Here is an 11,552-nt window from a genome sequence, read left to right as displayed (position 1 = left end):
CAGGAAAATAAAAATCCTGTAAATCAATTAAAGGATTAAAACTAAAACTGTAAACTTTTTTTAGGACGATACAAAGATCGTCATTCCCCTCCTTTTTTAAGGAGGGGTGCCTGAAAGGCGGGGTGGTTGAGTTTTCGCAGCTGGAGATTGAAAAAAAGTTGGTGCCCGGCAGATGGAAGTGGTTAGAAACGCAGGGATTCTTCGCTGCGCTCTGAATGACAGAACAAGATGTAAAGACGTAATGCCCTATCTGCCTAGCGGCACCTTTTCTCTGAAAGGGAAAGGGCGAGAGAAAAATTAACTTACGAAGTTTCAAAGGCCAGCAGGGTGGTAGAACTTCGTCAGTTTTTTTCGAAAATCCCGTCATTCCGACCGCAGCGGAGGAATCTTTGAGATTCGAAAATTAGATTTATCAATAAATTTTGATTTCAAAGATCTCTCCGTTTCGCTGCTGCCTGAAAAAGGCAGGCGCTCCAGTCGAGAGGACGAGCTCGGAGTAAATCAACCCCTATCCGCCTAACGGCACCTTTCCCCTGAAAGGGAAAGGGCGAGAGAAAAATATTTATCGAAGCTAAAACTTAATTTCAATCGGTGAGACCGACAGATAGGTTATGGCGATCGCTACTCCCCTCCTTTTTTTAAGGAGGGGTGCCTGAAAGGCGGGGTGGTTAAATTTTCGCAGCTGGAAATTGAAAAGGAGTTGGAGCCTGGCAGATGGAAGTGATTAGAAACACAGTGATTCTTCGCTGCGCTCTGAATGACAGAACAAGATGTAAAGACGTAGAGCCCCTATCCGCCTATCGGCAACTTTCCCCTGAAAGGGAAAGGGCGAGAGAAAATTAACTTACGAAGTTTCAAAGGCCAGGAGAGTGGTAGAACTTCGTCAGTTTTTTTCGAAAATCCCGTCATTCCGACCGCAGTGGAGGAATCTTTGAAATTCGAAAATTAGATTTATCAATAAATTTTGATTTCAAAGATCTCTCCGTTTCGCTGCTGCCTGAAAAAGGCAGGCGCTCCAGTCGAGAGGACGAGCTCGGAGTAAATCAACCCCTATCCGCCTAACGGCACCTTTCCCCTGAAAGGGAAAGGGCGAGAGAAAAATATTTATCGAAGCTAAAACTTAATTTCAATCGGTGAGACCGACAGATAGGTTATGGCGATCGCTACTCCCCTCCTTTTTTTAAGGAGGGGTGCCTGAAAGGCGGGGTGGTTAAATTTTCGCAGCTGGAAATTGAAAAGGAGTTGGAGCCTGGCAGATGGAAGTGATTAGAAACACAGTGATTCTTCGCTGCGCTCTGAATGACAGAACAAGATGTAAAGACGTAGAGCCCCTATCCGCCTATCGGCAACTTTCCCCTGAAAGGGAAAGGGCGAGAGAAAAATTAACTTACGAAGTTTCAAAGGCCAGGAGGGTGGTAGAACTTCGTCAGTTTTTTTCAAAAATCTCGTCATTCCGACCGCAGTGGAGGAATCTTTGAAATTCGAAAATTAGATTTATCAATGAATTTTGATTTCAAAGATCTCTCCGTTTCGCTGCTGCCTGAAAAAGGCAGGCGCTCCAGTCGAGAGGACGACCTTGGAGTAAATCAACCCCTATCCGCCTGTCGGCACCTTTCCCCCTGAAAGGGAAAAGGCGAGAGAAAAATATTTATTGAAGCTAAAACTAATTTCGGTCGGTGAGACACCAACCGATAGTTTAATTGGTGAGACACCGACCGATAGTTTAATTGGTGAGACACCGACCGATAGGTTATGGCGATCGCTACTCCCCTCCTTTTTTTAAGGAGGGGTGCCTGAAAGGCGGGGTGGTTGAATTTTCGTAGCTGGAAATTGAAAAAGAGTTGGTGCCTGACAGATGGAAGTGGTTAGAAACGCAGGGATTCTTCGCTGCGCTCTGAATGACAGAACAAGATGTAAAGATGTAAAACCCCTATCCGCCTATCGGCACCTTTCCAATGGAAGGGAAAGGCGAGAGAAAAATTAACTTACGAAGTTTCAAAGGACAGGAGAGTGGTAGAACTTCGTCAGTTTTTTTCGAAAATCTCGTCATTCCGACCGCAGCGGAGGAATCTTTGAAATTCGAAAATTAGATTTATCAATAAATTTTGATTTCAAAGATCTCTCCGTTTCGCTGCTGCCTGAAAAAGGCAGGCGCTTCAGTCGAGAAGACGACCTCGGAGTAAATCAACCCCTATCCGCCTAGCTGCACCTTTCCAATGGAAGGGAAATGAAAAAAATATTTTTCGGACTGTGAGACACCGACCGATAGGTTATGGCGATCGCTACTCCCCTCCTTTTTTTAAGGAGGGGTGCCTGAAAGGCGGGGTGGTTCAATTTTCGCAGCTGGAGATTGAAAAAGAGTTGGTGCCCAGCAGATGGAAGTGGTGAGAAACGCAGGGATTCTTCGCTGCGCTCTGAATGACAGAACAAGATGTAAAGATGTAGAGCCCCCTATCCGCCTAGCGGCACCTTTCACCTGGAAGGGAAAGGGCGAGAGAAAATATTTATTGAAGCTAAAACTTAATTTCGGTCGGTGAGACACCAACCGATAGTTTAACTTAATTTCAATCGGTGAGACCGACCGATAGGTTATGGCGATCGCTACTCCCCTCCTTTTTTTAAGGAGGGATGCCTGAAAGGCGGGGTGGTTGAGTTTTCGAAGAGTTAGGGGCATGGCAGATGGAAGTGGTTAGAAACGCAGGGATTCTTCGCTGCGCTCTGAATGACAGAACAAGATGTAAAGATGTAATGCACCTTATCCAACTAGCGGCAGCATTTCCAATAAAAGGGAAAGGGCAATGAAAAAATATTTATTGAAGCTAAAAGACACCGACCGATAGGTTAATTAAAAGTTTGCCTGGTAAAAAAGAATTTTATATCACCTCTAATGGAAAGTACTGATTTTCGACACTTCCATCGTGAAATAAACTTAAAATGGCATATCCAGGTGGCGTTTGCTGATAAAAATATTTACCTGCTGATTCCTTATCTCCTGTGCCCCACCAAAAGCCACTAAGTGAGCCATTGCAGAAATATGATATACCATTGTAATTCACCTCATCTGCCAAATGCTGGTGACCACTTAAGCAAACTTTCACCTTATCTCTGTGTTGAAAAAAAAGTGCTTTTAACTCCTTATAATCACCATGCTGACCGCCACTCCACGCGCAGGTTGAAGAAAGAATAGGATAATGCGACATCACCAGTACTGGTGTATTTGCCGCGAGTTTACTCAAGTCGTTTTCCAACCATTCCATCTGCGGGGCATCTAATTTGGTGTCTTTATGGTTACCATCCAGTATAATAAAATGCCATCCTTTTTTATCAAAGCTATAGTAACGGTGAGGCATTTTCAGTCGTTTAGCTGCATAATCAAGTCCGTACATTTCATCTGTTTCTGATGGAGCTTTCCACCATGGATCGTGATTGCCAATACAACTGTATACCTCCAGTTCAGTTTTACTGATAAAATCATCCCAAATGGCCCATTGGTTTGTAACCATTTCACGGGTAACATTATCGTAAGAGGCATCAAATATGGCATCTCCCCCATTTAAAATGAAGTCGATATTTCCACCAACAAGAACTTTTTTCAAATAATTTGCAGCTCTTGCCGGTATCATATCGTCGCCTTTAATATGTACATCTGTAAGGTGTGCAATCCTTAAAAGTGGTTTCGTTTTATTACCATCCTCCAAATTCACTTTTGAAACCACGCCACCTAGCCCCAAGGCTAATGAGTTCTTTACAAAACCTCTCCTTTTCATCATCAATCAAGTTTATTTTTTTTGTACTGATCGTTATACATCCCGTAAGCGGCAATAAGTGCCCATACCAGGTTAACGAATGTTGCAGGATAGGAGGCATCATAAAATGTACTCATACTTAAAAATATGCCTCCAATGATATTACATAAATGGAAGGCGAATGATGTGGCCAGCCATTTCTTGGTAATGAGCAAGAAATAAGAAAATAAGAAAAGCAAGGCACCAATCCAGCCAAGGGTATTAAATATTAAATCCATAACAAATTGATGCATTGCTTAGTAAATTATTTTTTATTAACGATCCAACGGTTTACGGTGTTGTGTTCTCCTTCTATTATGATTTTATAAATTTCCGATTTAGGAAATTTAGTTAAATCAACCTCGAAGCTGCCTTTACTCACTGGTACTTCAGCCACTAAACTGTATACATCTGCTTTACCGGTTTGTTTGTAATTATTGGCAGTGGCAATAGATATTTTTGCCATTCCTTTACCATCTCCACTCATCCATTTTAAAGCAACCTTTTCTTCAGTATGCTTTGCTTCAACATTATAAACTGAAACACTTCCTAACAAACTTACTCCATCAAGTTCGCGTTTTTGCGCAGCTGAAAACTGCACACCCAGGTGTTTTGCCAGCGTTGGAAGAATATCTACTACGCTTGCTTTACCTTTTTGAGCATAGACATTTAAAGGCTTAGCGTTAGTAACAATCCATGAGGAGCGCTCACGATCAGACTGGCCACCATGACCACGACCGGTTTTAGGATCACGACCATGATCTGTAGTAACAATGATCACCCAGTCTTCTTTAAACTGTTTTTCGCGTTGCTTCACAGCGGCCCAAATTTCACCTATACGCTGGTCGGCAGCCATAACGGCATCATCATATTTTTTGCTATCCCCAAAGGCATGTCCCATATCATCCGTAAATTCTAAATAAACCCATGATAAATCGGGTGCATTTTCTTTGATACAGCGAGCGGCTTCATCGGTTACGGCCTGATCTATTTTTGCCATAAACTCCCTGGCCTTATCATGCGGATATTTGATGGTATCAAGCTCTAAACCATCAAACTTATAATCTACCTTAATATTATCGGTTTGTTGCAAACCATCACCCACCAGTTTAGTCCTGTTATCTTCCCAACTGGAAAAAATACCGATCTTTTTTTCTGGATATTGGCTTTTGAAGAATCTAAATATGGTTGGATAATGATAGTTAGGGGCCTTAATACCATTATCTGGAACATTGTGTTTATTAAACCAAACCCCCGTCAGCACATTATTGTAACCTGGGGCAGAAATGGTTGGCGTTTGATTGTACTCTCCACGTTCTCCGCCCTGGTAAGCGCTAATCAGCGCCCCTTCTTTAGCAATGGCATGGAGGTTAGGCGTTGCTAATTTTTCTATAACATCTTTACTTACCCCATCAATGATAATGAATACCGCTTTCTTTTTTTGCGCACTTACAGTTAATGCTATGCTGGCAAAAAGTGCCAATAAAAATAATTTTCTCATGTTTTATGATCAATAGTTTACCAACCGAATATTTGTTTAAGATTAGGGTTCAGCAGCACCTGACTTTGAGGAACCGGGCGATAATAATATTTTGGTTCTAAAAAGATACCATTATCTGCAATGGTTTGTACTGTACCAGAGGTTCCGTTTTTCAAAAATACGCCCGCATCTTGCCCAATGGCTCCTGTACGGTAATATATAAAATCTTTACCCAATGAATTTTTTTCTTTAACGGCCGGAATAGATTCATTATTGGCCAGTAAAATAATATCCGGAATATTATCTCCCGTTAAGTCGTGTTTGCCCAAACCAGAAAAATAAATACCTTCTTGCTCCTTTTCCAGCAACTTACCTGCATTCCAACGCATTAAATCTTCAAACCGGTAACCTTCCAATGCCAATTCAATTCGGCGTTCTCTACGTATTTCTAATAAAGCAGCTTTTTGCGGGCCTGAAACATTGGGATAACGAGCGTTTTGAACCGGATCAATGGTTGGATTTAAAGACATAGCCGGCATGCCTGCACGCGTGCGGATTAAATTGATGCTCTGATCAAGGTCTGACTGGGTAAGATCGCCCAGCTCTGCTTTTGATTCTGCAAATGTTAATAGTATTTCTGCATATCGTAATATTGGAACATCTACTGTTTGCATGGCCGCCGTTGCCGGATCGTTAACAAAACCTTTCACCTGGTGATAACCACTAAAGTTTTTGGCCAGTTGTTGTACATATATACCACCACCCTGAGAGTAGGTGCGAACATTGGCCAGATTGAAACCTGGATATGCATAAGTTTGGCTTAACCTTGGATCGCGATCTTGAAACTCTTGAACAAACGAAAAGGTAGCATAACCCGGTTGGTTTGTGTAATACGTTCCATCTTTCATCAAATAATCCTGAAGTAAATCTTTAGCAGGAGAAACTTCATAATTGCCAAAAACGGTCTCGCTCCAACCGCTGTTGCGAATTCCACTTTCATTATATACAGCAAGCAAAATTTCGGGATTATTGATTAAGCTGGGCTGGATGAATAAATTTAGATAATCCTGAGTTGGATTACCGGTACTGTAAAGTCTGTATTTAGCACTTGTAATTATTTCATTTGATACATCTCTGGCTACCTGGAGAAACTGTGGCGCAGTGCTGGCCAGATTTAATTCGCTATGGTACCGTCTGTAAGTACCTTCATATAGTGCAAATTTTGCTCTATATGCCTTTACTATGGCACGGTTTATAGCGCCTGTTTCGGCAGTTTCTCTCACATTTTGTGCTGCAAAAGCATAATCTTCCATAATCTTATCAACCACAGTTGCCCGAGGATCGCGACCTTTCATTAACAAGTCATTATCATTCGTACCAATTGTTTTATCATAAAATGGAACATCTGAATATCGTTTTACTTTAGCCGCATAAAACTGTGCCCTAAAAAACCTTGCCAAGCCTTCATAATGATTTAACACTTCAGCATTGAGGGGGGCTTTTCTAAAATTATCGAGAAAGTAATTTGCACTGCGAAGCTGTTCCCAGTCCCATCCGCTGGTTATTGTGGATGGCCCAGGGTTGCCCACCATCATGGTTTTGATTTCTACATTACCCGTAGTTGCAGCATTATCTGTTGCTCTATCATCATTAAATATACCAACTCCGGCAAAGTTGTACATATTATTGATGTAAAGCTTTAGATCTTGTTCATTATTAAAAAAATTATCACTACCGATGGAAGTTTGAGGTTGCCTATCTAAAAAATCTTTTTTGCAGGCACTTAAGCTTAGTGTGGCCAAAGCAACACCAACAATATATTTATTAAAGTTTTTCATTTTGCTTTATGTTAGAAATTAAGATTTAAACCAACTGAGAATCTTCTTTGCCATGGATACGCATAGCCATTTCCGGTACGGTCAGTGTTTGTTGCCTGAGGATTGAGCACATCATTTACGTTGATGGATTCGGGATCATAAAACTTTTTAAGTGCAGACCATTCGTAAATATTCTCTCCGCTTACATAAAATCTTAAGTTTGAAATGTGCCATTTTTTGGTAATAGAAGCAGGAATGGTATAACCAATGGTTACGTTTTTTAAACGTAAGTATGAACCATTAAGCATATAGCCTGTTTGCGGAATAGCTAATCCTTTAGCATCGCGAATGTTCGTACCTAAGTTCACATCGGCCAGCCATGATTGTAATATCGGGTATTTAGCATCAAGATTTTGATTGGCTAAACCTGCATTGATATAAGACTGCGAGTGCTTGGCCATATCAGTTGGACTATCGGTATTAGGGCGATAAAAATCAAGTAAGTGTACATAACCCCCGGCATATGGTTGCTGATAGAAACCCCAGTAAAGGTAATCGAGCGGATAATAATCACGTTTAGCAACACCTTGAAAAAATGCCCTCACATCAAATCCTTTCCAGCTGGCGTTAAGGTCTAATCCGAAACGAAATCTAGGGGCTGAATTTCCAATAACTGATAAATCTTTAGCGGCATCAGCGGTTAAACCTGTTTCAATTTTCCCGTTTCCATCCTGATCGACAAACTTTGGCCATCCAGGTACAATGGAAAGTGCTCCCCATGGAATAATCGAAGACTGATCTAAGGCATCAATTTCGGCCTGGTTTTGAAACAATCCATTACTCTGCAAGCCCCAAATCTCTCCAAGTTCCATTCCTTCACGGTACTGTGTTAAACTTTGATTGGGATTTTCAAATCTGGTAATCACCGAGCGGCTATCTGATAGCGAGAACCTGGCATTAAAGTTAATGGGATCTTTAGCCGTTTTAAAGCTTGTTTGGTAGGCTAACGATAATTCCCATCCGCGGTTACGCAAGTCAGCAGCATTTTCGCGTGGTTCTGTTGCACCCAATACATCAGGCAGATCACGTCCGTTGGCAAGCATGCCTTTTGTATTACGCTCGTATATATCAAATGTAAGGTTGACTTTGTTATTGAATAAACCTATGTCTGTTCCAAGGTTTGCGGTATTTACTTTTTCCCAGGTATAATCCGGACTAACCAAACCTGGTGTTGAAACCGTAAGCGGAAGATTTCCTCCGATTAGATAGTCAGAGCGTGAAGGGTTGAAGGTAGAAATGTAACCATAGTTTGAAGCGGCTTGATTACCTAAAGAACCATATGACGCACGCAATTTGAAATTACTTACAACAGGGCGCAAGCTTTGCATAAATTTTTCCTGATCTATACGCCATGCCACCGATGCAGAAGGGAAAAAGCCCCAGCGTTTATCAGAAGGGAATCTTGAACTGCCATCATAACGGCCATTAAGTTCAAAAATGTACCTGTCATTATAGATATAATTTAAACGGAAGAAAAAACCTTGCACTGCCCAATCATTAATGGCCTGCGCTGAAGAAAGTTCGCCCGTTGCCAATCCAATAGTTGGATAGGATGCCGATATTAAGTTGGTCCGCCTGGTGTCGTTTTCTTCTTTCCGGAAATATTCTTGATTATATCCTACAAGGGCAGTAACATCATGCTTTTGCCAGCTCTTGTTAAAGGTTGCATAAGTATTTAGTGCCGTATAATCCTCAAAGGCTGTCCACTTTCGGGCATAACTATTCCCTTCTTCTCTTACGTCATCAGGGCCAAAACCAATTTTATAAGGTACAGTGTTCTCATCGTAATTGTTTGCGCCTCTTCGGTAGGTAAAATCTGCATTGATTTTCAGCATGTTTTTTAACAAAGAAGCCTCTCCGTTAAATTGCGTTTGAAGGCTAAAATACTTGTCAATAGCTTTACCTCCATTGGTAAGTTGTGCACCGGTACGCCCAACAGCATTGTTTGCCCATGTCCCATCAGGGTTTTTGTCATAATCAGTAGGGGAAAGATTATAGATCCCTGTGATAGAATATTGGCTGGGGTTTTCTCTTCGGGTAGCGGTAAGAAAAGTATTGTTACCCAAACTTAACCAGGGTGCTATCTGAAAATTTACTTTACTACGCAAATTGTAGCGATCAAAATAATCATCAGCAATTTTCAGCATTCCGTTTTGCTTGTTGTAGTTTCCGGAAACGTAATATTGTGCCTTTTCAGATTTTCCGCTTACAGATAATGCATGATCATTAGAATAGGTCTGATCATTCATAAAGTAGCGTGTCCAATCTTGATTACCCATATACTCCCAAAGTTTATTATCAGTGGGGTTAATCCGTACACCTGGAATATTAGGATTATCTGAACGTTCTTTGGCGTACTGGTAATATTGATCACTATAATTCACGTTATCCCATGGTGTGTTATTGGTAGAAAGTTCTAAAAGCCTCGAGTAAATATAGGGGTCGGTAACTTTATCAGGAATAACAGTAGGCTTATTTAAGGATACAAAATTACTGTAACTCACGGTTACGCCTTCCTGGGTACCGGTTTTGGTTTTGATTAAAATTACACCAAATGCTGCCCTTGCACCATAAATTGCAGAGGCAGATGCATCTTTAATTACCGAAATATTCTCAATATCCTGTGTAGCTAAACGATTTAGTTCTGCCGCGTCAGAAGGTACATTGTCAATCAGTATCAGTGGGTCTCCTCCATTAATCGAGGTAATACCACGTATATTAATTTTTGCCACCGCACCTGGTGCTCCCGAACCAAAATCAATATTGAGGTTGGGTACTAATCCTTGTAAACCTTGAGCCACATTTGCAATTGGCCTACTGGCCAATGTTTTCGCATTCACCTGATCTACAGCACCAGAAAGATTTACCTTTTTCTGGGTTCCGTAACCCACCACAACCACTTCGCTGAGATCGGCATCATCTTTCTTTAAAATGACATCAACAGCTTTACGGTTACCAATTGCAACTTCTTGTTTAATGTAACCAATAAAGGTAAAAACAAGAACAGCATCGGGATTACTTACCGTTAGGGAATAGTGTCCATCTACATCTGTTTGCGCACCATTTGGTTTACCTTTTTCTTGTATGGAAGCGCCAACCAGCGTTTCGCCAAGGTCGTCTTTCACGGTTCCACTTATTTTTTGCTGTGCAAAAACCTGAGCTGAACCAAGTAAAAAACATACGAATAGAGATAAGTAAAATTTTTTCATGTTTGTTTGATTTATGTTGCAAAGGAACTATCGGCATGTTAAGGCATGATGAAATCACTATTAAATAAACTGAACGATCAGTATATCTATTTTTAAAACTGTTTCTTCGCGAAATATTTATAATTTTAAGGTTCTTATGGGTAGAAAAAGTTTGAAGGAAAGTCAGCAAAAAAAAATCATACAAGCCTTTTATGATATGGCAAAGCGGGAGGGAATTGAAAACATTTCTTTCGGAAAAATTGCTAAAGAGCTTGACATGAACCAAAGTTTAATTGTTCATTATTTTGCAAATAAGGAAGAAATGTTGTTTGGCCTTATTGATCTGATTATCACCAGTTATCAAAATATTTACGATATCAAGCTTAAGCTTGATGATCCGCTGGTTAAATTAACGTCTGTTCTTAATAATATTTTTTCACGTAAATGGGATGTTTATGTAGATGATAGTATTTTTTACAACTGCTATGCCCTTACTTTCAGGAATGAGAAAATCAGAACGCATTTTCGTGAATTACATGTGTTGTTAAGAAAATGGCTTGAAAAATTAATCCAGGATTGCATTGATCAAAAAATGATTGTCATTCAAGATGCGGAGGAAGCGGCTGACATCATCTTTGTTATTTCTGATGGTGCCTATTATTATCTTAGTATGATTGATGATCAGGAATTATACATCAAACATCTGGATAGATACAAACGCGAGGCTTTTAAAGTATTAGGTCTTTCTTTATAAGCAAAGGTGAGGCTTGGAGTAAATTAACCCCTATCCGCCTGTCGGCACCTTTCCCCTGAAAAGGAAAGGGCGATGAAAAATATTAATTTCGGTCGGTGAGACACCGACCGATAGGTTAAGGCGATCGCTACTCCCCTCCTTTTTTAAGGAGGTGTGCCTGAAAGGCGGGGTGGTTGAATTTTCGAAGCTGGAAGATTGAAAAGAGTTGGGTCATGGCAGATGGAAGTGGTTAGAAACGCAGGGATTCTTCGCTGCGCTCTGAATGACAGAAAAATATGTAAAGACGTAAAGCCCTATCTGCCTAGCGGCACCTTTCCCCTGAAAGGAAAAGGGCGATGAAAAAATATTTATCGAAGCTAAAGCTAATTTCGGTCGGTGAGACACCGACCGATAGGTTATGGCGATCGCTACTCCCCTCCTTTTTTTAAGGAGGGGTGCCTGAAAGGTGGGGTGGTTGAATTTTCGCAG

6 protein-coding genes are annotated in these 11,552 nt (G+C 40.9%); 1 reads left to right on the top strand and 5 read right to left on the bottom strand.

The annotated features are described in order from the left end of the window. Nucleotides 1-2,873: 2,873 nt before the first annotated feature. From EV200_RS21545 to EV200_RS21525, 5 genes are read right to left on the bottom strand one after another with little or no spacing between them, the layout of a single operon-like run. Nucleotides 2,874-3,770: a metallophosphoesterase family protein gene (locus tag EV200_RS21545; protein WP_208864595.1), complete on the bottom strand. Its 897-nt coding sequence runs from the start codon at nucleotides 3,768-3,770 to the stop codon at nucleotides 2,874-2,876. Next, nucleotides 3,770-4,024, bottom strand: a complete 255-nt coding sequence (locus tag EV200_RS21540) for a CBU_0592 family membrane protein (RefSeq protein ID WP_132536522.1) — start codon at nucleotides 4,022-4,024, stop codon at nucleotides 3,770-3,772. The genes EV200_RS21545 and EV200_RS21540 overlap by 1 nt, the downstream gene beginning before the upstream one ends. 26 nt (nucleotides 4,025-4,050) lie before the next feature. Continuing rightward, complete coding sequence (locus EV200_RS21535; RefSeq protein WP_132536520.1) at nucleotides 4,051-5,286, bottom strand: alkaline phosphatase family protein; 1,236 nt, start codon at nucleotides 5,284-5,286, stop codon at nucleotides 4,051-4,053. Between the two features lie 17 nt (nucleotides 5,287-5,303). Further along, nucleotides 5,304-7,103: a RagB/SusD family nutrient uptake outer membrane protein gene (locus EV200_RS21530; protein ID WP_132536518.1), complete on the bottom strand. Its 1,800-nt coding sequence runs from the start codon at nucleotides 7,101-7,103 to the stop codon at nucleotides 5,304-5,306. Between the two features lie 11 nt (nucleotides 7,104-7,114). After that, nucleotides 7,115-10,351: a SusC/RagA family TonB-linked outer membrane protein gene (locus tag EV200_RS21525; protein WP_132536516.1), complete on the bottom strand. Its 3,237-nt coding sequence runs from the start codon at nucleotides 10,349-10,351 to the stop codon at nucleotides 7,115-7,117. Between the two features lie 136 nt (nucleotides 10,352-10,487). On the opposite strand from EV200_RS21525, the gene EV200_RS21520 reads away from it, so the two are divergent. Next, nucleotides 10,488-11,084 (top strand): TetR family transcriptional regulator, encoded by a 597-nt coding sequence (locus tag EV200_RS21520; RefSeq protein ID WP_132536514.1) that lies wholly within the window; start codon nucleotides 10,488-10,490, stop codon nucleotides 11,082-11,084. Nucleotides 11,085-11,552 lie beyond the last annotated feature (468 nt).

The sequence above is a fragment of the Pedobacter psychrotolerans genome, from assembly GCF_004340665.1.
GTDB classification, from domain to species: Bacteria; Bacteroidota; Bacteroidia; order Sphingobacteriales; family Sphingobacteriaceae; genus Pedobacter; species Pedobacter psychrotolerans.
The sequence above is the reverse complement of the archived record's forward strand: the minus strand, read 5'-3'. Positions and strand labels throughout refer to the sequence as shown.

What these genes read in the sequence shown, in the direction of transcription:
- EV200_RS21520 (WP_132536514.1), top strand. Translation starts at nt 10,488, where the DNA reads ATGGGTAGAAAAAGTTTGAAGGAAAGTCAGCAAAAAAAAATCATACAA.
- EV200_RS21525 (WP_132536516.1), bottom strand. Translation starts at nt 10,351, where the DNA reads ATGAAAAAATTTTACTTATCTCTATTCGTATGTTTTTTACTTGGTTCA.
- EV200_RS21540 (WP_132536522.1), bottom strand. Translation starts at nt 4,024, where the DNA reads ATGGATTTAATATTTAATACCCTTGGCTGGATTGGTGCCTTGCTTTTC.
- EV200_RS21545 (WP_208864595.1), bottom strand. Translation starts at nt 3,770, where the DNA reads ATGATGAAAAGGAGAGGTTTTGTAAAGAACTCATTAGCCTTGGGGCTA.
- EV200_RS21535 (WP_132536520.1), bottom strand. Translation starts at nt 5,286, where the DNA reads ATGAGAAAATTATTTTTATTGGCACTTTTTGCCAGCATAGCATTAACT.
- EV200_RS21530 (WP_132536518.1), bottom strand. Translation starts at nt 7,103, where the DNA reads ATGAAAAACTTTAATAAATATATTGTTGGTGTTGCTTTGGCCACACTA.